The sequence below is a fragment of the Streptomyces humidus genome (assembly GCF_014649655.1).
In the GTDB taxonomy this organism is placed as follows: Bacteria; Actinomycetota; Actinomycetes; order Streptomycetales; family Streptomycetaceae; genus Streptomyces; species Streptomyces humidus.
Window position 1 is genome coordinate 1 of record NZ_BMTL01000012.1, and the last position, 19777, is coordinate 19777.

18 protein-coding genes and 1 pseudogene are annotated in these 19777 nt (G+C 74.0%); 9 read left to right on the plus strand and 10 right to left on the minus strand.

Annotation, left to right across the window (positions count from 1 at the left end):
• Positions 1-143: 143 nt before the first annotated feature.
• Entirely contained in the window at positions 144-713 is a 570-nt protein-coding gene (locus IE239_RS15785) for a hypothetical protein (protein ID WP_190149950.1), read from the minus strand.
• A 293-nt stretch (positions 714-1006) separates the two neighbouring features.
• Between IE239_RS15785 and IE239_RS15790 the strand changes: the two genes are divergently transcribed.
• Positions 1007-2035, plus strand: a complete 1029-nt coding sequence (locus IE239_RS15790) for a PLL family lectin (RefSeq protein WP_190149951.1) — start codon at positions 1007-1009, stop codon at positions 2033-2035.
• Between the two features lie 42 nt (positions 2036-2077).
• Here the strand turns inward: IE239_RS15790 and IE239_RS15795 are convergent, their stop codons facing one another.
• Together IE239_RS15795 and murQ are read right to left on the minus strand one after the other, a co-directional pair.
• Positions 2078-3586 carry a PTS transporter subunit EIIC gene (locus tag IE239_RS15795; protein ID WP_373308105.1) on the minus strand — a complete coding sequence of 503 codons (1509 nt, stop codon included), beginning with the start codon at positions 3584-3586 and terminating at the stop codon, positions 2078-2080.
• A 16-nt stretch (positions 3587-3602) separates the two neighbouring features.
• Positions 3603-4538 carry an N-acetylmuramic acid 6-phosphate etherase gene (gene murQ / locus IE239_RS15800; RefSeq protein ID WP_190149952.1) on the minus strand — a complete coding sequence of 312 codons (936 nt, stop codon included), beginning with the start codon at positions 4536-4538 and terminating at the stop codon, positions 3603-3605.
• Positions 4539-4821: 283 nt separating this feature from the next.
• Between murQ and IE239_RS15805 the strand changes: the two genes are divergently transcribed.
• Complete coding sequence (locus IE239_RS15805; protein ID WP_190149953.1) at positions 4822-5262, plus strand: DUF8819 family protein; 441 nt, start codon at positions 4822-4824, stop codon at positions 5260-5262.
• A gap of 7 nt (positions 5263-5269) precedes the next feature.
• Positions 5270-5578, plus strand: coding sequence for a DUF4031 domain-containing protein (locus IE239_RS15810; RefSeq protein WP_190149954.1), 309 nt, complete (start codon positions 5270-5272; stop codon positions 5576-5578).
• Here IE239_RS15810 and IE239_RS15815 read toward each other — a convergent pair.
• From IE239_RS15815 to IE239_RS15825, 3 genes and pseudogenes are all read right to left on the minus strand, one after another.
• Positions 5568-6449 (minus strand): hypothetical protein, encoded by an 882-nt coding sequence (locus tag IE239_RS15815; RefSeq protein ID WP_190149955.1) that lies wholly within the window; start codon positions 6447-6449, stop codon positions 5568-5570. The genes IE239_RS15810 and IE239_RS15815 overlap by 11 nt on opposite strands.
• A 113-nt stretch (positions 6450-6562) precedes the next feature.
• Positions 6563-7057 (minus strand): annotated as a pseudogene (locus tag IE239_RS15820) (GNAT family N-acetyltransferase); the annotation flags it as partial.
• Between the two features lie 89 nt (positions 7058-7146).
• Positions 7147-7791 carry an HD domain-containing protein gene (locus tag IE239_RS15825; RefSeq protein WP_190149957.1) on the minus strand — a complete coding sequence of 215 codons (645 nt, stop codon included), beginning with the start codon at positions 7789-7791 and terminating at the stop codon, positions 7147-7149.
• Positions 7792-7879: 88 nt separating this feature from the next.
• Here IE239_RS15825 and IE239_RS15830 point away from each other — a divergent pair, with 88 nt between their 5' ends.
• Positions 7880-8590, plus strand: coding sequence for a copper homeostasis protein CutC (locus IE239_RS15830; RefSeq protein ID WP_190150117.1), 711 nt, complete (start codon positions 7880-7882; stop codon positions 8588-8590).
• 49 nt (positions 8591-8639) lie between these two features.
• On the opposite strand, the gene IE239_RS15835 is transcribed toward IE239_RS15830, so the two are convergent.
• Complete coding sequence (locus IE239_RS15835; RefSeq protein ID WP_190150118.1) at positions 8640-10718, minus strand: HelD family protein; 2079 nt, start codon at positions 10716-10718, stop codon at positions 8640-8642.
• Between the two features lie 489 nt (positions 10719-11207).
• On the opposite strand from IE239_RS15835, the gene IE239_RS15840 reads away from it, so the two are divergent.
• Positions 11208-11387 (plus strand): hypothetical protein, encoded by a 180-nt coding sequence (locus IE239_RS15840; protein ID WP_190149958.1) that lies wholly within the window; start codon positions 11208-11210, stop codon positions 11385-11387.
• Positions 11388-11553: 166 nt separating this feature from the next.
• Here the strand turns inward: IE239_RS15840 and IE239_RS15845 are convergent, their stop codons facing one another.
• Positions 11554-13200, minus strand: coding sequence for a DNA repair helicase XPB (locus tag IE239_RS15845; RefSeq protein ID WP_190149959.1), 1647 nt, complete (start codon positions 13198-13200; stop codon positions 11554-11556).
• Positions 13201-13385: 185 nt separating this feature from the next.
• On the opposite strand from IE239_RS15845, the gene IE239_RS15850 reads away from it, so the two are divergent.
• Positions 13386-13940: a hypothetical protein gene (locus IE239_RS15850; RefSeq protein WP_190149960.1), complete on the plus strand. Its 555-nt coding sequence runs from the start codon at positions 13386-13388 to the stop codon at positions 13938-13940.
• A 65-nt stretch (positions 13941-14005) separates the two neighbouring features.
• Here the strand turns inward: IE239_RS15850 and IE239_RS15855 are convergent, their stop codons facing one another.
• Complete coding sequence (locus tag IE239_RS15855) at positions 14006-16693, minus strand: helicase-associated domain-containing protein (protein ID WP_190149961.1); 2688 nt, start codon at positions 16691-16693, stop codon at positions 14006-14008.
• Between the two features lie 181 nt (positions 16694-16874).
• Between IE239_RS15855 and IE239_RS15860 the strand changes: the two genes are divergently transcribed.
• Positions 16875-17894 (plus strand): hypothetical protein, encoded by a 1020-nt coding sequence (locus IE239_RS15860; RefSeq protein WP_190149962.1) that lies wholly within the window; start codon positions 16875-16877, stop codon positions 17892-17894.
• Positions 17895-17993: 99 nt separating this feature from the next.
• Entirely contained in the window at positions 17994-18611 is a 618-nt protein-coding gene (locus tag IE239_RS15865; RefSeq protein ID WP_190149963.1) for an HAD family hydrolase, read from the plus strand.
• Here the strand turns inward: IE239_RS15865 and IE239_RS15870 are convergent.
• A complete protein-coding gene (locus tag IE239_RS15870) occupies positions 18599-18856 on the minus strand; it encodes a hypothetical protein (protein WP_190149964.1) in 258 nt (85 codons plus the stop codon). The genes IE239_RS15865 and IE239_RS15870 overlap by 13 nt on opposite strands.
• A gap of 464 nt (positions 18857-19320) precedes the next feature.
• Here IE239_RS15870 and IE239_RS43110 point away from each other — a divergent pair, with 464 nt between their 5' ends.
• Positions 19321-19704: a cold-shock protein gene (locus tag IE239_RS43110; RefSeq protein WP_190149965.1), complete on the plus strand. Its 384-nt coding sequence runs from the start codon at positions 19321-19323 to the stop codon at positions 19702-19704.
• The last annotated feature ends 73 nt before the right edge of the window (positions 19705-19777 follow it).

Sequence of the window (19777 nt, forward strand, 5' to 3'; positions counted from 1 at the left end):
ATCTTCGCCGAAGTCATCCGCCCGCCACCAGCACGAGCATCCCGAACCCTACGCACACCAGGCCCGTGACCAGCAATTTCACGATGCACAGTGCTCAATGGCCCCACACCCGCCCAACCCGGCGAAGGTATGCGGTCAGAGCACTAGAGATTGCCCAGCGGCTCGATGTCGACCTTCACCGGCGTGCCCCAGATGCGCAGGACCTCGTAGTCGGTGAACTCGTGGACGAGACGGTAGGCCATCGCGGGGCGGGAGCCACGGCGCAGCGCGGCGATGTACAGCTCGGCCTCGCGGCGGTCCCGCCGGGGCGTCCCGCACAGCTGCCACTCCTGGCCGCTCCACAGCTCCGCCAGCCAGCGCTGCTGGGGCTGCGGGCGGTCGGCGCGGGCGCCGTACCGGGAAGGGGCGGGGGCGGTGGACGGCCCCTGCGGCGCGGGTCCGTTGAACTCGGCGCGGCGGGCGGTCCGGCGGCGTGTCTCGCACAGCAGGCACAGGTCATGGGCGGCCTTGTCGACCGGACCGTTCGGATGCTCGGCGCAGCGAGTGGCCGGCGCGGTGCCGACGACGCTGTCGTCCAGCAGCTCCAGGGCCCGCCGCAGATCGGCCTTGACCTCGTGCAGCTTGGCGTCGGGCGTGTCGGCGGTCAGGGCCTCGCCGTGCTCCCCGAGCAGTCGGAGGGCACGACCGAGAGCGGTGAGCTGGGCGTGGTTCATGGCACCCAGCGTAGGGCGGCCCGGCCGTACGCGGTCCCTCGCCGTCAGGACGCGGGCGGCGGCAGCCCACCTCGCTGCACGTTCTCAGAACACAACCGGTGCACGCACGCGCAAGTCCGGTGGGTGCCTCGTCCCTAGAGTGCTCCGGGCCCGGGCGGCTGATTCCGGCCGGCGGGCGGCAGCCCGGTCCACGGACCGCCGCGCTGCGCCGACGAGGACGAGAGGGACAGATGATGAGGTCAAGAGGTTTACGGAGCAGGCGAATCGGACGTGGTCTCCTGCCGCGCGCGTGGGTGGCCCTGCTGGCCGGGCTGGCGCTGCTGCTCGGCGTGTCGGCCGGACCCGCCGCGGCCACCGAGGGGTCGTGGATCAACGAGGGCGGTGACGCCAGGTCGCCCGACGCGCTGTCCGCGCAGTGGTTCCACGGAGATCTCTACGAGGTGGCGCGCGGGAACGACAACCAGATCTGGTGGCGGTACCGCAACGGCGCGTGGCAGGTGATGCCGGGGGGCGCCCGCACGTATCACCGTCCCGAGGTCGTCTCGCTGTTCAACATCGGGACCGGCGGCCTGCAGGACTCCCGCCTGGTCGTCTTCCACGTCGGCACCGACGGCGTGGTCTACTACAGCATCCTCCGCGGCGCGGCAGGCAACCTGTGGTCGGACTGGGACAACGTCCCGGGCAATTTCCGCACCACTACCGGCATCACCACGGCGAGCGGCATCAACAACGTCGTGCTCTACACGGTGCGCGACCAACAGGTGTACGTGCAGAACATGGAGCTGTGGAACGGCGCGCCGTCGTTCCCGCTGGACGACTGGGGCACGCAGCACTCCCCGCGGGTGCACGGCATGGTGAGCAGCGTGTCCTCGTATTCCATCAACATCAGTACGAACATCATGAACTTCGAGGTCGCACGGGGGCTGAACGACCACGTCTACGTCTCCCGTTCGCGCACCGACATGAACAGCGTGCGGAACGCGTCCTTCACCGAACTGCCCGGCGGCGGCGAGTGCGAGTCCGTCGCGGTCGGCCGCGCGGGCCCCGCCTCTCCCACGACCAATACCAACGACCCCGGCTACCAGGCGCAGCAGAACCTCGCCATCGGCTGCATCAGCCCCAACGACCACGAACTCTGGGTCAACCGCTCCACCGACGGCGGCCAGAACTTCACGGGCTGGTCCCGCGCCAGCACCGGGGCCGCGGCCACCGCCTCGCCCGAGATCCACGGCGCCCCCGGCGGGGAGGTCTTCGCCGTCCTGTCCTGGGGCGGGAACACCCCCTTCAAGCAGGGCATGATCGTCATGAAGCGGATCATCTGACCCGCACGCACCACGACGTCGGAGTGCCGGCAGCGCCGGATCTCAGGAGCGGTGCGGGTCGCGGACCGGGGTCGCGGCCGCGGCCGCCGCCGCGACCCCGCCGAAGGCGTAGGTCGCGGCGAACCCGACGGCGTACCCCGTCAGCAGCCCGCCCGCGTAGATCGCCGCCGTCTCGCCCGGCCCCCGGTTGCCCGCCAGCAGCGGGAACAGCGCCCAGCCGGACGGCCCGATCGCGGTGGCCCCGACCCGGTCGCCGAGCATCGCGAAGAACCCGACGAAGGCCCCGCCGGCCGCCCCGCCCGCGCACGCGGTGAGGAAGGGGCGGCCGAGCGGCAGCGACACCCCGTAGATCAAGGGCTCGCCGACGCCCAGCAGTCCGGCCGGCAGCGCTGATCTGATCGTCGTGCGCAGGGACGCGTCGTGGCGCAGCCGGACGTACACCGCCAGCGCCGCGCCGACCTGGCCCGCGCCCGCCATCGCCAGGACCGGCAGCAGCACCGTGTAGCCCTGCTGTTCGATGAGGGTGGCGTGGACGGGGATGAGCGCCTGGTGCAGGCCGAGCATCACCAGGGGCAGGAAGAGGCCGCCGAGCACGAGGCCCGCGAACGCGCCCGTCGTCGCCAGCAGCCAGTTCGCCGCCGTGCCGATGGCCGACGACACCGCGCCGGCCGCGTACATCAGGCCGTACAGGGTGCCGAGGCCCGCGACCAGGACCGTCAGGGCCGGGGTGAGGAGGACGTCCAGCGCGTCCGGGAACCGGCCGCGGCACCGCTTCTCCACGTACGTGGCCAGCAGCGCGGCCGCCAGCGCGCCGAGGACCCCGCCCTGGCCGGGGGCGAGGTGCACCCCGAACGCCGTCACCTTCGCGACGCCCGGGTGGACGACGATCGCCGCGACCGCGCCCCCCAGGATCGGTGTCCCGCCGAACTCCTTCGCCGTGTTGAGGCCGACGAAGACGGCGATCAGCGCCATGAAGCCGGAGGCGACGGCGGTCAGGGCGGGCGTGAGGCCCGGCAGCCACCCCGCGTTGAGCAGGAGACCGTTGACGCCGGCGAGGATCCCGCAGCCGACCAGGGCGGGGATCAGCGGGACGAAGACGCCGGCGAGGCGGCGCAGGGCGTTCTTCAGCCCGCTCGCGCCGCTCGCCCCGGCCCGCCGGGCCTGCCGCGACGCGGCCCCGCGGGCGCCGAGGACGTCCGCGAGGGAGGCGGTCCCGGCGGCGGGGGAGGAAGCGCCCGAGCCGTCGATGGAGCCGGGTGCGCCGGAGGGGGAGGCGGGTGCACGGGCGGGGGAGGCGGAGGCGGTCAGCTTCTCGAAGTCGGCCGTCACCCGGGTGACCGCGCCCGGCCCCAGGACCACCTGGCACGAGCCGTCCGCGACGACCAGCCCGAGCACCCCGGGCAGCGCGCGCAGCGCCTCCTCGTCCGCCCGGGACGCATCGGCGAGGCCGAGGCGCAGCCGGGTCATGCAGCAGGCGACCGAGGTGACGTTCGCGGGGCCGCCGACCAGGGACAGGATCGCGGCGGCTGTGGAGGAGGAGTCGATGCGCACCCGTCGAGCGTGCGGCTCAGCCGCCCGCGGCGGCGAGCGCGGCGCGCAGATGTCCCCCGGACTCCTCCAGAAGGCGGGCGGCCGTGGGCCCGTCCACGCCGGCCAGCACGACCAGGATCGCGTTCTTCACCTCGCCGTCGGCGGCCGCGAGGGCCGCCTCGACCGTGCCGTCCGCCGCGCCGGTCGCCAGGGCGACGATCCGCCGGGAGCGGGCGCGCAGCTTGTCGTTGGAGGCGCGGACGTCGACCATCAGGTTCCCGAACGTCTTGCCCAGCCGGATCATCGTGACCGTCGAGATCATGTTCAGCACCAGCTTCTGCGCCGTGCCCGCCTTCAGCCGGGTGGAGCCGGTGAGCAGTTCGGGGCCCACGACCACCTCGATGCCGTGGTCGGCGGCCGCGGCCAGCGCACTGCCCGGGTTGCAGGCCAGTCCGACGGTCAGAGCGCCCCGGGAACGCGCGTACGCCACGGCCCCGACGGCGTACGGGGTGCGGCCGGAGGCGGAGACCCCGATCACGGTGTCGTCGGGTGTGAGGGAGAGGGCGGCGAGGTCCGCCTCGGCGAGTTCCCGCGAGTCCTCGGCGCCCTCGACGGAGGTCACCACGGCCGGCGGCCCGCCGGCGATCACCCCGACGACCTGGCCGGGGGCGGTGCCGAAGGTCGGCGGGCACTCGGAGGCGTCGAGCACGCCGAGCCGCCCGGCGGTCCCGGCGCCGGCGTAGACCAGCCGTCCGCCGCGCGCCATCCGATCGGCCACGGCGTCGATGACGGCGGCGATCGCGGGCAGCTGCGCCGCCACGGCGGCGGGCACGCCCGCGTCTTCGGCGTTCATGAGACGGGCGATGTCCAGGGTGGGCAGTCGGTCGATCTCGGAGAGGTCGGGCCGGAACGCCTCGGTGGTCAGCGTTTCGAGCGCGGCGCGCAGTTCCTGGGGGTCCGGGCTGGAGGTCATCGGGACGGGCTCATTTCCGGTGCGGGGGGGCGTCTGACGTCGGGGCGCGGGGCGGCGCGCCGCGCGGCCCGTCCGCCCGTTCTGCCGCGCGGACGGGACCGCGCGGCCGGGGTCCGTGACCCCGGGCCGCACGGGCGCCCCTACGGTCTACCCGTGCCGACGGGCCGACGCCTCGTACGACGCGGCCGGCAGTCGGCTGTACCGCGGAGGTCACCCCGGTGCGGGTGCTCCGAGGAACGCCTCTTCCCGCCGGGTACCGGTCGGGAGTGCGCACAATGGGGGAATGGACGATCCCGTCAATCCCCTTGACCCCGTCAATCCCGTCAGCCCTGTCCCCCCTGTCGATCCCGTCAATCCCCTGGAGCGGACGCTGCACGCGGCGCGCGCCCGGGTCCTCGCCGATCTGGCCTCGGGCGAGGTCGCCGCGGCGGACGTCGTGTCGATGGTCGAGGACTCCGTGGTGCAGCGGCGCTGGTGGGTCGAGCAGTGGCCCGAGGGCGCGGAGTACGTCGCGGGACTGGTGGCCCAGGACGTGCAGGACGCCCTGCTGGAGAGCCACGGCCGCTGGCCGCTGTGCCCGGTCTGCGGCTCCGGCGACCCGCACGCCCTCGACGTCGAGCCCGAACTCGGCCCGGACCCGCACTGGGTGTGCCACAAGGCGGGCGTGAAGGTCGCGCCCGTGGGCTCGCTGGGAGCGGCCACGGGAGGCGCGTCGACCTCGTGAGCGGCTCATGACCGTCTACATCGACCCGCCGGACTGGCCGGGGCACGGTCGGATGTGGTCCCACCTCGTCAGCGACCTCTCGTACGCCGAACTCCACGCTTTCGCGGACCGGTCGGGCGTCCCGAGGGGCGCCTTCGAGCGCGATCTCCCCCACTCTCGACCTCGCTCGAGCGGGGGGACCCCCATCGACATCCCCTCGCACCGGTACGCCGGGCTGGTCGCGGCCGGCGCTGTCGAGGTGAGCAGCCGGGAGGTGGTGCGGCTGCTGACGGCGGCCGGTCTGCGCCGGCGCAAGGGCGGCGGCGTCAGCGGGTGAACACCGGCTCCATCGTGTGCCACCAGGCGACGAGCGCCGCCCGGTCGGCGCCGCTGATCTGGACGAGCGCGGGCCGGTCGTAGTAGCTGCACAGGAAGACGTACTGGCCGGTGTCCGACAGGAAGCAGACCACGTCGCCCGCGGAGTTCCCGGTGTTGTTCTCCCGCCAGGTGCCGTAGACGCCGGTCTGGGCGTCGCAGTTGCCCGGCTGGAGCCGTCCTGCGTAGGACTGGAAGACGACGTCGCGGTCGTACTTGGTGTCGTACATGACGACGCCGGCCTTGCCGACGCCGGGCACGCCGTAGGCGTCCACCGTGGTGACCGTGCAGAACAGGGCGGCCTCCGCACCCTGCCACTGGGCGTGCGAGCAGCTCTCGCGCGACCACTGGTCGGCGTTGAGCGAGTCGCGCAGCTCGTGCTCGGCGGCGCTCAGGCCGTCTGCCTCACCGGTCCCACCCGATCCGCCTGTCCCGCCGGATCCACCCGCCCCGCCCGATCCGCCTGTCCCGCCCGCGTCGCTTTCGGCGTCGTCGGGGGAGGCGGCGCCGTCGGGCGTCCCACCGGAGTCGGAGATCGCGGTGGCCCCGGAGGCCGAATCCGTCGGCGCGGGGGAGCTGCGGGAAGGTCCAGGATCCGGACCGGGCCCGGGTCCGGTGCTCCAGCTGGAGCCGGAACCCGTGCCGCCGTCCGTCGTGCCTCCGCCTCGGCCGCCGTGGGACGACTGGTACAGCCCCACCAGGGCGAGCAGCGTGCTGACGACCACCCCGATGACGGCCCACCGCACGCTCTGCCGGGCCAGCCGGTGGGCGTCCGGGTCCGGCCGCGGGGGAAGGGGCGGCTCCGGTGGCGTGGACGGGTCGCTGCTGCTCATGACGTTCCCCCGTTTCCCCCGGCGCACGTGACCGGCGCGAGGCGCGGCCATGCCGGAATTATCCGAAGAGTGAGCCGGGCGGCGGGAGGCGAAGCGACGAAGATCGGCCCCGGCTACGTCAGGTGCGGTCGGCCGCGCAGCTCATACGCGTACTCGCCCTCGCCTTCGCCGACCTGGACGAACCCGGCCCGTTCGAGCACGGCCCGGGAAGGGGCGTTGGCGTGTTCTACGACCGCGAACAGGCGTCGTACGTCGTCGCGCGCGAGGGCCCAGCCGGCCAGCGCGCGCAACGCCTCGGTGGCGTAGCCCTGTCCTCGGGCGGCCTCGACGAGGTCGTAGCCGATCTCCGTGCGGCCGTCGTCGTCGGGAGCGGCGTGGAAACCCATGCTGCCGACGGCCAGACCGTCCGTCCGGCGGACGAGGACGTAGAGGCCGAACTCCGGCCGGTGCACCCCGTTCGCGTACGCCCTCGCCGTCATCCCGGCAGCCTCCCGGGTCCCCTCGAACGGTTCGCCGCCGAGCCAGGCGAAGCCCCCGCCGCCGCCCGCCCGCAGCCCGGCCGCCGCGGAGGGGGAGACCCCTTCGAGAGTGAGCCGTCCGGCGGGGATGCGCGCCGCGGGCGGGCGCGGTGCGGGTGTGTGCGCGGCCGGTGTGTCCGGGCCGGGCGGGCGCGGTGCGGGTGTGTGCGGGGTGGCGGTCACGAGGTCAGCAGCTCCAGTTCGCCCCGCAGGTTGTGGCGGGCCGACGTCTCCCACGCCTCGCTCCCGTGAGGGGTACGGAACAGCCGGGGCAGGGCGAGCAGCCGGCGCAGGATCTCGGCGCGTCCGGCGCGGAAGGCGTCGTTCGGGACGAAGTGGTACTCCTCCCGGACGGCGAGGGTGTACGCGGCGTAGCCGGCCGGCGGGGCGGCGAGGATCGCGAGGTCGGCGTCGCACAGGACCTGGCCGTCGAGGTCGTCGTCGGCGGGGTCGTGGCTGACGGTGAGCCGGACCAGCCGGGCGACCTCGGCGGTCCGCTCCGGCGGCGCCCCCGCCTCGGCCAGGGCTCGCTCGGCGAGCCGGGCGGAGCGCTCCTCGTTCTCGGAGCGGTCCGGCAGGTAGACGGCGTCGTGGAACCAGGCCGCCAGCCGGACGACGTCCGGGTCGGCGGCGTGGCCGGCGAGCTCGTCGACGTGGTCGAGGACCGCGGTGAGATGGGTGAGCGTGTGGTAGCGGCGCTGCGGCTCCTGCCAGCGGGCGAGGAGGGCGTCGGCGTAGGGCCCGGGGTCCGGGCCGCCCCCCGGGGTCCGGACGCCCTCCAGGGCGTGGCTGAAACGGGTGCGCAGGACGTCGAGATCGGCCATGCCTCATTGTCACGCCGGCCCGCGTATTCTTGAATTGGACTAGACCTGTAGCCGAAGAGTGTCGATGAACGCCGACGAATGGGGTCCCATGGGCAAGCGTGCAGTTCTGGAGGTGATCGCCCTCGACGTCGAGGACGCGGTCGCCGCCCGGGCCGGAGGCGCGGACCGCCTCGAAGTGGTCGCCGACATGGCCGCCGACGGGCTCACCCCGCCGCTCACCGTGCTCACCGGGATCCGGGCCGCCGTGGACCTCCCCCTGCGGGTGATGGTGCGGCTCTCCGAAGGCTTCGCCGCGGGCGCCGCGAAGGACGTCGACCGCCTTGTGCGGACCGCCGGCGAGCTGCGCGAGGCCGGCGCCGAGGAGTTCGTGCTCGGCTTCCTCGACGCCCAGGGCTCCGTGGACCTGGCCGCGGTGGAGCTGGTCGTCGCCGAACTGGACGGCTGCCCCTGGACGTTCCACCGCGCACTCGACCACGCCGCCGACCGCGAGGCCGTGCGCAAACAACTGGACGGCCTGCCCGGACTGGACACCTGCCTCACGGCCGGCTCCGCCGCCGGCGTCGACGCCGGGCTCCCCACCCTCCTCGCGGAGGCGGCACGCCGTGCCGAGCCCGGCTACGAGCAGCAGCTCCTCGTCGGCGGCGGCCTGCGCCTGGACCACGTGCCGCTCCTGCGCTCCGCCGGCCTCGACGCCTTCCACATCGGCGGCGCGGCCCGCCCCCACGGCTGGACCGGCCCGGTGTCGGAGCGCTCCGTCCGGGAGTGGCGGCGCACGATCGACGACGAACAGCCGGAGTAGCCCGAGCGGACGCACACCGCGGGCGGACCGGGCCGGGCGCGCACGGACGTCAGCCGAGCTCGGGCGGCAGGGCGGACGTGTGGGTCACGGTCAGGCCCGAGACCGCACGGGTCAGGGCCACGTACAGCCGGCGCAGGCCCGTGCGTTCGTCGGGCTCGCCGTCGACCACGGCGCGGGGCTCGTCCAGGACGACGTAGTCGTACTCCAGACCCTTGGCGAGCGAGGCCGGTACCAGGGTGAGGCGGGCCCGGTCCGTCGTCTCCTCGCCGGGGGCCAGGTGGGCGATGCCCGCCGACGTCAGCGCCTGGGCCAGGGCCGGGATCCGGGCGTCGGCCGCGATCAGACCCGTCGAGCCCTCGTGGCGCAGCGACTCCTCGCACGCCGCGACGACCTCGGCGTCCCCGCGGACCGGCCGCAGCTCGAAGAAGCCGGGGTTCTCGCGGACGGAGGCGACGGGGGCCAGACCCGGCGCGATGTGCGGCAGCAGCCGGGAGGCGTACGCGATGACGTCCGTCGGGACGCGGAAACCGGCCGTGAGCTCCTCGATCACCGCGTCCGCCTTGCCCAGGTGGCCGAGGGCCTCCTCCCAGCTCCGGGTCGCCCAGGGGGTGGTGCCCTGCGCCAGATCGCCCAGCACGGTGGCCGAACCCGTCGTGCAGCGCCGGCCCACCGCCCGGTACTGCATCGGGGACAGGTCCTGCGCCTCGTCCAGGACGACATGCCCGAGCGAGTGGGTGCGCTCGACGAGGTCCGCGGCCTCGTCGATCAGCACCGCGTCCGCCGCCGACCACCTGGCCGACTTCACCGACCGCACCGGCTTCGCCCACAGGATCGTCTTCTGCTCCTCCTCGCTCAGCAGGCCCCGCGCGTGCGAGGCGAGGAACTCCGCGTCCGTGAGCAGCCGCAGCACCAGCTTCGCCGGGTCGACCACCGGCCACACCTGCTTCACGGCCGCCTTCACGGCGCTGTTGCGGGCCACGGCGTCCTGCACCCGGTCGTCCGGGGCCTCGCCCGAGCGTTCCATCTGCACCAGCACGGCGTGCGCGATGCGCTGCGGCAGCGCCTCGCGGGCGGCGCCGTAACGGATGTCCCGGTCGAGCAACTCGCCGACCATCTCCTGCAGTTCGTACGCGGGAACCCGCCAGCGCCGGGATCCGCGCACCACGACGACCGGCTCCTCGGGCGCGCCGACGTGCGCGTACAGGGCCCGGCGCAGCACCTGCGCCATCCTCGCGTCGCCCTTGACGACCGCCGCCGCCGCGTCGTCCGCGCCCCGCACCTCCACATGGGCCACCAGGTCGTCCACCGTGCCCTGACGGACCGTCAACTCGCCTAGCGCGGGCAGCACCTGCTCGATGTACTGCAGGAAGGACCGGTTCGGCCCGATGACCAGCGTGCCCGTGCGGGCGAGCCGCTCGCGGTGGGCGTAGAGCAGATAGGCCACCCGGTGCAGGCCGACGGCCGTCTTCCCGGTGCCCGGCCCGCCCTGGACGCACACCGTGCCGCCCAGCCCGCTGCGCACGATCTCGTCCTGCTCGGGCTGGATGGTGGCGACGATGTCGCGCATCGGGCCGACGCGCGGCCGCTCGATCTCCTGCTGGAGCAGTCTGCTGGTGGCCGCGCCCCCCGACGGCTCGGGGTCGGAGAGATGCTCGTCCTCGTACGCCGTGATGTCCCCGCGGGTGTAGCCGAAGCGCCGGCGCAGCCCCACGTCCATCGGGTCCTTCCTGGAGGCCCGGTAGAACGGCTGCGAGACCGGCGCACGCCAGTCGATGACCATCGGGTCGCCGTCCGCGTCGTGGACGTGTCGCCGCCCGATGTAGAAGCGCTCTCCCCCGGCCCCCTCGGCCCGGTCCGCGCCGGGAGCGTGCAGGTAGTCCAGCCGCCCGAAGAACAGCGGGGTGTCGCTGAGGTCGGCGAGCGCCTTGACCCGCTCCCCGATCTGGCGCTCCAGGATCTGCGCGTTGACCCAGTTCGCGGTCACGTCGCGGATGTCGAGGGACTCCACGTCCTCGCGCATCGCGCGCAGGGCGGCCCGCGAGGAGGACAGGTGGGAGCGCTCGCGGGCGAGCGGATCGTCGTCGACGGGGCTGGACGCCGTGGGCGGCGTGGGCGGAGTGGAGGGCATGGACGGCGTGGGCGTCGTGGGCGTCGTGGACAAGGGGGGTGTGCCTCCGGACCGGCTGAGAGGGCTGCGGTGAGGGCCGACCGGTTTCCGTCCGGACGGCGGCGCTCCGGCGAGGGAGGCGGGCAAGAGCGGAGATTCTAGACGAGCGCCGACGGCACCGGCCAACGCTTTTCCGCGCACGAGAAGACCGTGGGCTGCCTCGTACCTGTACGCACACGTACACGTACACGCACCCGTACAGGGACACGTGCACGCGAGAGGGGAACGGGGCCGAGGCCCGGCGGCGCCTTGTCCCGTTCTTTCCGTGGCCGGCACGTCGACCGTCCGGCCTGTGACGGGCCAACTCCGTTCCGGCGCAACGACGTAGACATTTCGGGCGCCGTCGGGGTCGCCTCAGGGACGGCCTCCGTCCGCAGGCGTACGAGGGGGAGCGCGGCTTCGTCCGCCGGACCGATGCCCCCTTTATCCCCCATCTCCCATCATGGAGACATGAGTGCAGCGACCTTCACCCCAGCCCCCGGTCGCCCGTCCGGCGCGACCCCCCTGTCCGATGGGCACCGCCATCGCCTCGGCGACGCCCTGCGCGCGATCAAGGTCTTCGCGGTCGCCGCCTTCGAGGTGGTCATCCTCGGCGAGTACGGCGAGGAAGCCGGCATCCGCCGCAGGTGAGACACCGCGCCCCCGGCCCGGCCCGAGTACCCGCGGGCGCACCGGCTGGGTATCCGAGCCGATGCCCGGCGCCCCCGCCGAGCCCTTCACTCGGTGCATGACGACACCGCACCGTCCGTTCCACGACCGTCCGCTCCACGATGTCCGCTGCACGAGCGCCCGCTTCTCAGGCCTCCTCCGCCAGCAGTTCGTCCGCGTCCATGATCCGGTACGCGTAGCCCTGTTCCGCCAGGAAGCGCTGGCGGTGCGCCGCGAAGTCCTGGTCGAGGGTGTCCCGCGCCACCACCGAGTAGAAGTGGGCCTGGTGGCCGTCCGCCTTGGGACGCAGAACCCGGCCGAGACGCTGCGCCTCCTCCTGGCGCGAGCCGAAGGTGCCCGAGACCTGGATGGCGACCGTCGCCTCCGGCAGGTCGATCGAGAAGTTCGCGACCTTGGACACCACCAGCACGCTGATCTCGCCCTCCCGGAACGCGTCGAACAGCTTCTCGCGCTGCGCGTTGGACGTCTCGCCCTTGATCACGGGGGCGTTCAGGTGCTCGCCCAGTTCGTCGAGCTGATCGATGTACTGGCCGATGACCAGGATCTGCTGACCGGCGAAGCGCCGGACGATCGCCTCCGTCACCTTCCGCTTCGTCGCGGTCGTCGCGCAGAAGCGGTACTTCTCCTCCGCCTCGGCGGTCGCATACGCCAGCCGCTCGGAGTCGGTCAGGTTCACCCGGACCTCCACGCAGTCCGCGGGCGCGATGTACCCCTGCGCCTCGATCTCCTTCCACGGAGCGTCGAACCGCTTCGGCCCGATGAGCGAGAACACGTCCGACTCCCGCCCGTCCTCACGGACCAGGGTCGCCGTCAGACCCAGCCGCCTGCGCGCCTGGAGATCGGCCGTGAACTTGAAGACCGGCGCCGGCAGCAGATGCACCTCGTCGTAGAGGATCAGCCCCCAGTCGCGGGAGTCGAACAGCTCCAGGTGTGGGTAGACGCCCTTGCGGCGGGTCGTCAGCACCTGGTAGGTGGCGATGGTGACGGGGCGGATCTCCTTGCGCGTCCCGCTGTACTCGCCGATCTCCTCCTCGGTCAGCGACGTCCGCTTCACCAGCTCGTGCTTCCACTGCCGGGCGGAGACCGTGTTCGTCACGAGGATCAGCGTCGTCGACTTGGCCTGCGCCATGGCGCCCGCGCCGACCAGCGTCTTCCCGGCTCCGCAGGGCAGGACCACGACCCCGCTCCCGCCGTGCCAGAAGTTCTCCACCGCCTGCTTCTGGTACGGCCGCAGCGCCCAGCCGTTCTCGTCCAGCTCGATCGCGTGGGCCTCGCCGTCGACGTACCCCGCGAGGTCCTCGGCCGGCCAGCCCAGCTTCAGCAGCGTCTGCTTGATCTGGCCGCGCTCGGAAGGGTGCACGAGGACCGTGTCCGGGTCGATCCGGGCGCCGACCAGCGGAGCGACCCGCTTGGAACGCAGGATCTCCTCCAGCACCGGCCGGTCGGTGGTGGTCAGCACCAGCCCGTGCGCCGGGTGCTTGCTGAGCGTGAGCCGGCCGTAGCGGTCCATGGTCTCGGCGATGTCCACCAGCAGCGCGTGCGGCACCGGATAGCGGCTGTACTGCACGAGCGCGTCCACGACCTGCTCGGCGTCGTGCCCGGCCGCCCGCGCGTTCCACAGGCCCAGCGGCGTCAGCCGGTAGGTGTGGATGTGCTCCGGCGCGCGCTCCAGCTCGGCGAACGGAGCGATGGCCCTACGGCATGCGTCGGCCTGCTCGTGATCGACCTCCAGGAGCAGAGTCTTGTCGGACTGGACGATGAGAGGACCGTTCACGTACGCGCACATCCCTTCCGCACGGGCCAAACGTCCAGTGTGCCGCACGAAGTGCCGGGACGACGGGCCGCGGTCGGCTCCGGGCCCCGGAGGACCCCGGTGGCGTCCGGGCAACCCTGTGCGTCCTCCGGGTGTCTGACCGGGGGAGCAGCGCGATGGGCGCGACGCGGTGAGGAGTTCACGGTATGTCGGTCCTGTCGTTCCGCAGGGGCGCGGTCGGCGTCGGAGCAGCCGCGGTTCTGGCGGCCACGGGCACCTGGGTGATGTGGCCGGCGGACGTCGACGAGGAACTGTGGGCCGAGGTGCGACCGGTGATCGAGGCCCGGATCGCGGCGGAGCCGCGGGGCGGCGGGCACGCCGATGCCGTGCCCGCCCGCGACGCGCGCTGGTTCTGCCGGGCGCAGGCGCTCGAACTCGAGGAGCGCGCCGGCCGGGTACGCGCCGGCGTCGACACCCTGTGCGTGGAGTACGGCGTGCGGGACGACACCCTCGTGGCGTGCCGGGCCGGCCGGTACCCGCAGGTGGTGCGGCTGGAACGGGACCGGGCGGCCGACGGCGGTTACCGGGTCGTCGGCCGGGACGAGCCGCCCGACGGCGAGGGGTACGGGCGCTGGACCGAGGCCCACTTCGGTGTCTTCATCAGACCTGCCCTCCGGGACCCGATGTCCTCCGCCGAACTGGAGACCGAGGCCCGCGCCCATTTCGGCCTCCCCGCGGACGCTTCCGTGGTGGAGTGCTGAGCGCGCCGACGGCCGCAGTGCCGGGAAGGTTCGTGACCTTCGTGGGGGAGTGGCGGTCGTCGGTGTCAGTCGTCGGCCAGCTCCGCCACTCCCGTGATCCGGTGCAGCGGGTAGGTGCGCACCTCGTCCGCCGTGTGGTCGTACGCCGTCACGAAGCCGCCCTCCACCCGGACCGGGGCGACGACCCGCTGACTGGCGGCCCCCTCGGCGTTGACGTAGCCGATCCACAATGCCTCCCCGGTCAGGACGGCCGCCTGCATGGTGGCGAGGGTCTCGGCGGAGCTGGTGCGAGGGAGCTGACCGGGGCCGAGCGGGGCGGCGTCCTCGGCAGGCTTGCGCGGGGCCGTGGCGGCCAGGTCGCCGGCCCGGATCGCGCGGATCGCCGCCGTGAGGAGAGTGCCGTCGGGCACCGGCGGACCGTCCGGCACCGGCTCGGGAGCCGAGCGGGGCGGGGTGCGGCGGGCGTGCGCACGGGTGATCAGGACGTCGCCCTCGGCGGACTCCGCGGCGGGCGCGAAACCCATCGCGCGCAGCCCGTCCAGGAGGGCCGCCGGGTCGGCCTGGGCCGCGAGCACCGTGGGCGCCAGCCGTCGTAGTCGCAGGGCCGCGGCCCGCTTGTCGGCGAGGATCTCGTTCAGGACCGACTCGTCGTCGCAGCGGACGTACGCCGAGGCCGCGCCCACCCGCAGATGGCCGTGCCGACGCGCCACGTCGTCGATCAGGTACGCCAGCGGCTGCGGCACCGGTGTACGGGAGTGCTCGGCGAGGAAGGCGTGCAGGTCGGAGGCGCTGCGGCCGGCGTCCAGGGCCCGGCGCACCGAGCCGGGCGTGAAGCGGTAGACGGTCGCGCCGCCCTTGGACTCGACGTCCGCGAGGACGCTCAGCACGTCGGCCAGCGGACGCCTCAGCGGACCGGGGGCGACCGCCGTCAGGTCCGCCTGGAGCAGCACGTGGTCCAGCGGCTCGGGCAGCAGCGGGGCGAGCAGGCGGGCGGCGGCCGCGGTGGCCACGGCCTGCTCGGGGGCCGGCAGAGGGGTCGCGTGGGCGGGGACGACGAAACGGTGGTGGGCCGGCAGCTTGTCGCCCGGACCGGTCGGCGCGGGACCGGTCGGCGCGGGACCGGCCGCGGCCGGTCTCGGGACCGCCGCCGCGCTCGCCCCCAGCAGCGCCCGGCCGTGCGCCGACAGCGCGCCCCTGCCGGTCACGCCCAGCAGCTCGGCCTCGGTCAGCGTCCAGCGCGCGAGCCGGGACCGCAGATCCTCGTCCCTCTGCGGGCCGTGTGAGCCGGGGGAGCTGGGAGAGCCGTGCTGCCCGTGAGCGGCCTGGGAGGCCTGGGATGTCTGGCCGGCCTGGGAACTCTGCGGGCCGTGCGGGCTCGTGACGCCCTGCTGTTGCGGTCCGCGCAACGGGCGCTCCCAGCGCAACCGGGCCAGCACGGCCTCCACGTCCGGCACGGCTCCCTCCGGCAGCCCGGCCAGCAGCGTCAGCACCCGGCGCCGCACCTCCGGCGCGGACGACCGGTCCAGGCCCGGGCCCAGCGCCGACAGCGCCCGCTCCTTGAGGTCCCGGCCGCCGACCACCCCGGACGTCCGGGTCGCCGCCAGCCAGGCCGCCGCAAGCTGCGCCCACCGCTCGGCCGGGGGCCGCTCCAGCCACTCGTCGTACTCCGCGGTCGCCGCGTACCGCTCGTCCGCCTCACCGTCGGAGGCGAGCAGACCGGCCGCGTACGCCAGCTCCACCCAGAACGCGGCCACCGGTTCGGACACGTCCAGCGCGACGGCCGTCCGCTTGAGGTCGCGCACGCTCAGCCCACCGGACCGCAGCACCGCCGGACCGCCCTCGTGCCACTCCTTCAGCAACTCCTCGACCGTCGTCAGCGCCGTGTACGCCTGCCCGGCCGCCGTCGCGTCCACCACCTGGGGACGATGCGTCACCACCGGCTGCACGGCGGGCGGCGACGGCTCCGGCGAGCGGTGGGCGCGGCCCGCCCGCAGATGCAGGGCCACCTCGCGCGGCAGGACGACCGTCCCCGGCGCGGTCGGCAGCAGCAGCCCGCGATCGAGCAGCCACCGCAGATGCGCCGCCGGCTCGGCCGTGACCTGCCCGTACGGCGGCCCCCACACCAGCCGCTCCAGCACGTCGAGCGAACCGGCGGGCGCCTTGGCGAGCAGCGCGGCCATCTTCCGGCGACGCGAGAAGAGCGAGGTGAGCGCCGAGACCGCGGACACCGAGTCGTGCGTGGACGGCAGCCCGGCGTTCGCGACGAACTCCTGGATCCGGCCCGGCGACATCCCCGCCGTCGCCTCCCGCACGCTCGGCCCCAGCCCCGTCGGCGACGGGTGTTGCGGGGACGGCGCGAGCAGCTCCCGGGCGGTCCGCACGAGCCGCAGCCGGTCGTCCGCGCCCCACACCAGCGCCTGTTCGCGCAGGGACGTCAACGCACCGGGGAGCGCGGCGGCGACCGCCGGGTCGCGGGCGTCACCCGCCATCAGACCGAGCAGTTCGTCCCAGGTCGCAGGGTCGCCCGCCACGGCCAGCGCCTCCGCCGTCTGCAGGGCGAACGCGTCGAGCCGCTCGAGCGCGCGCACCACGGAGGCACGGGTGCCGGCCCGGGTGGCGAGCTGGGTGAGGTCCGTGGGGACCGGCGTGATGAGGTCGGGGCGGGCGCGCAGCAGCGCGGCCAGGGAAGCGTCGTCCCGGGCGCGGAGCGCTTCCGCGAGGGACCGGGGGGCCTGTTGGTCCGCGGTGCTCATCTTGCCCACGGTAGCGGTAGACGCCTCCGGGGGCCGCGCCCCCGGACCCCGCCACCGCCCGCCACTGCTCCCTGCCGCCGCCCTTCGACGCTCCCGCGTCGGTCCCCGGCGACCCGCACGATGCCGACGGCGTCGGCGACGAGTACCCGGCGTGCGCAGGCGGAAGCGGTAGCTTCTTCCCGTGGGGATCGAGAGCGACCAAGTCGTCTACGAGTATCTGAGCCGCGTCGGCGACGTTGCGCAGCAGCGGCAGTTGTCGTCGGCCACCCGGATGCGGCTCGTCTCCGAGCTGCGCGACGAGATCGACCGGCGCCGGGCCAGAGCCGCCGTCGACTCTCCCGCCGCCGTCCGCCGCATCATCGACCGTCTCGGCAGCCCCGACGACCTCGTCGCCGCCGCGGCCGGGTCCGGCGGCGGCGCGCCGCAGCCGCCGACGCCCGCCGTGCCCGTGCAGCGCGACCGCGAGGAGGCGCCGCGGCCGCCGAAGGGGATCCGGCGCGGCGTGCCCCGGCCCCGCACCGGCGCGCCGCCCCCCGCCGAGCCCTCCGGCGACGCGCCCACCGACGCGCTGTCGTCGCCGCGCCGCGCCCCCGCGCACGAACCGGGCGACGGTCGCGAGAGGCCCGACTGGTGGCTGTACGAGCCGAATCCGTTCGGCCCCGACGAGGACGGGCACGGGTTCGTCGGCGGAGTGGAGATCCCGGACCTGCTCAAGCCCCCGCCGCGCCGGGACCTCGACAAGGAGGCCGCCGAGAAGGAGGTCGCCGAGACGGTCGCCGGCGGCGACGGGACGGCCGACGACGGGGGCGCCGCCCGCCCGCGCCGCCGGCTCCCCTTCCTCGGGGCGTCCGGCGCGCAGGCCCGGCGCTGGAGCAACCCCCTCCTGCTGATCGCCGCCGGCTGCCTGGTTGTCGGCGCGGTGCTCGGGAACCTGCTCGTGCTGCTGGTGGGCTGGCTGATCGCCTACGCCTCGCGCAGGCTGACCGACCGTGAGACGAAGCTGGCGGTCGTGTGGCTGCCGGGGCTCGCGCTCACGGCGGGGCTCGTCTGGCTGTGGGGGCGCTCCGAGGGCCGCTGGGGCGAGCCCATCGCCCAGGGGCACATGAACGACGCCGTCGCCGAGACCTGGCCGTGGGTGATCCGGGGCGCGGCGGTGGCGTCGGCGCTGTTCCTGGTCTGGCGCTCGCAACGACAGAGATGACGGCGCTCGCAACGGCGGGGGACGTGACGGCGCTCTCGTCATGGCAGAGCTGACGGCGGCGCCGGCGGGCCCGCGCTCCCGACCGGCGACAATGAGGCCATGACCGTCACTTCTTCCCGCACTGTCGGCTTCGACCTGGACATGACCCTCATCGACTCCCGGCCCGGCATCCGCGCCTGCTGGCAGGAGCTGTCGGCGCGGACCGGGACGTACGTCGACGCCGACCTGGTGGTGACCCGGCTGGGGCCGCCCCTGTCGGAGGAGATGGCGCACTGGTTCCCGGCGCGAGAGATACCGGCGATGGCCGACCTCTACCGCGAGCTCTACCCGGAGTTCGCCGTCGCGGGCACGCTCGCGATGCCCGGCGCCCACGAGGCCGTCGAGGCGGTCCGGGCGGCCGGCGGACGGGCGGTCGTCGTCACCGCGAAGTGGGAGCCGAACGCCAGGCTGCACATGGAGCACCTGGGCATGCGCCCCGACGCGGTGATCGGCGACCTGTGGGCGGAGCAGAAGGCGCAGGCCCTGCGCGAGCACGGCGCGTCCGTCTACGTCGGCGACCACGTGGGGGACGTGCGCGGTGCGCGTGCCGCCGGGGCGTTCTCCGTCGCCGTGGCCACGGGGCCGTGCGACGCGGCCGAGCTGACCGAGGCCGGCGCGGACGTCGTCCTCGACGATCTGACGCGGTTCGCGGAGTGGTTCGCGGCCTACGAGGGCTGACTCCCGCCCCGCGCCTGACGGCGGCCCGCGGCGGCCGACTGCAGGACGCCCGCGGCCGCCACCAGGAAGCCGACGCCCATCAGCATGCTCAGTCCGAACATGTACGTCGGAAAAGGCTTCGTGCCGAGCAGCAGCGGGGCGACCGTGACCAGGGTGGCCACGGCGCCGGCGAAGAACACGACGGCCCCGGCACGGATCAGTCGGTCACCGGCGGCGGCGGAATTCGTTCGGGTTTTGTCACGCACCGGTCCAGGGTAGTTCCCGGCTCCGGAGAACGACCGGGGGACGTCTCGTCACCGGCGGACCCGGACGGCTCGACGTCCACCGAGCGGCAAGGGGGTGCGGACGCCACGTCGGCGCCCCACACCTGTCAGGCGTCCCCTGCCGCTCGTGCCGCCACCCCACCGGTGCGCCGGCGGTCTGGTTGCGGTCTGGCCGCGGCCGGGCGAAGGCGTTCACTTCAGCAGAGGCCGGGAGACCTGGACGCCGGTATGCCTGCTTGCCGGTATGGGTGCCATGAAGGATTGCCGTCGGCACGGGATTGCCGAGCTCCTCACTCTTTCCGCCACTTTGAGCCTCTGTCGACACAGCCAGGGGCCCGGTGTCGTTTTAAGGCATGTCTCGCTGGAGAGACCCCCGGTAGGGTTGTCCAAACGGCAGTTCAAGGGCGTCCGGTGTCAGTCCGGCAGCTATCGAGGGAGCGTGTGCTTTGCCGACTGGCAAGGTCAAGTGGTTCAACAATGAGAAGGGCTTCGGCTTTCTCTCCCGCGACGACGGCGGTGACGTCTTCGTGCATTCCTCGGTGCTTCCCGCCGGAGTCGAGGCACTGAAGCCGGGCCAGCGCGTGGAGTTCGGCGTCGTCGCCGGGCAGCGCGGCGACCAGGCGCTCTCCGTCGTCCTTCTCGACCCGACCCCGTCGGTCGCCGCGGCGCAGCGCAGGAAGCCCGACGAACTGGCCTCCATCGTCCAGGACCTGACCACCCTTCTCGAGAACATCACCCCGATGCTGGAGAAGGGCCGTTACCCGGAGAAGACCTCCGGCAAGAAGATCGCCGGCCTGCTGCGCGCGGTCGCCGACCAGCTGGACGTCTGAGCCCGGCGCCGGGTGCCCAAGCCCGGCGTCCGAGCCGGGCGCCTGGTGTCCGAGCCCTACGTCCGAGCCCGGT

Bases quoted from the DNA above. Each gene is read 5' to 3' on its own strand.
- IE239_RS15830 (WP_190150117.1), top strand. From the start codon at position 7,880: ATGGGCAAGCGTGCAGTTCTGGAGGTGATCGCCCTCGACGTCGAGGAC.
- IE239_RS15810 (WP_190149954.1), top strand. From the start codon at position 5,270: ATGACCGTCTACATCGACCCGCCGGACTGGCCGGGGCACGGTCGGATG.
- IE239_RS15815 (WP_190149955.1), bottom strand. From the start codon at position 6,449: ATGAGCAGCAGCGACCCGTCCACGCCACCGGAGCCGCCCCTTCCCCCG.
- IE239_RS15840 (WP_190149958.1), top strand. From the start codon at position 11,208: ATGAGTGCAGCGACCTTCACCCCAGCCCCCGGTCGCCCGTCCGGCGCG.
- IE239_RS15835 (WP_190150118.1), bottom strand. From the start codon at position 10,718: ATGCCCTCCACTCCGCCCACGCCGCCCACGGCGTCCAGCCCCGTCGAC.
- IE239_RS15805 (WP_190149953.1), top strand. From the start codon at position 4,822: ATGGACGATCCCGTCAATCCCCTTGACCCCGTCAATCCCGTCAGCCCT.
- IE239_RS15785 (WP_190149950.1), bottom strand. From the start codon at position 713: ATGAACCACGCCCAGCTCACCGCTCTCGGTCGTGCCCTCCGACTGCTC.
- IE239_RS15865 (WP_190149963.1), top strand. From the start codon at position 17,994: ATGACCGTCACTTCTTCCCGCACTGTCGGCTTCGACCTGGACATGACC.
- IE239_RS15850 (WP_190149960.1), top strand. From the start codon at position 13,386: ATGTCGGTCCTGTCGTTCCGCAGGGGCGCGGTCGGCGTCGGAGCAGCC.
- IE239_RS15855 (WP_190149961.1), bottom strand. From the start codon at position 16,693: ATGAGCACCGCGGACCAACAGGCCCCCCGGTCCCTCGCGGAAGCGCTC.
- murQ (WP_190149952.1), bottom strand. From the start codon at position 4,538: ATGACCTCCAGCCCGGACCCCCAGGAACTGCGCGCCGCGCTCGAAACG.
- IE239_RS15825 (WP_190149957.1), bottom strand. From the start codon at position 7,791: ATGGCCGATCTCGACGTCCTGCGCACCCGTTTCAGCCACGCCCTGGAG.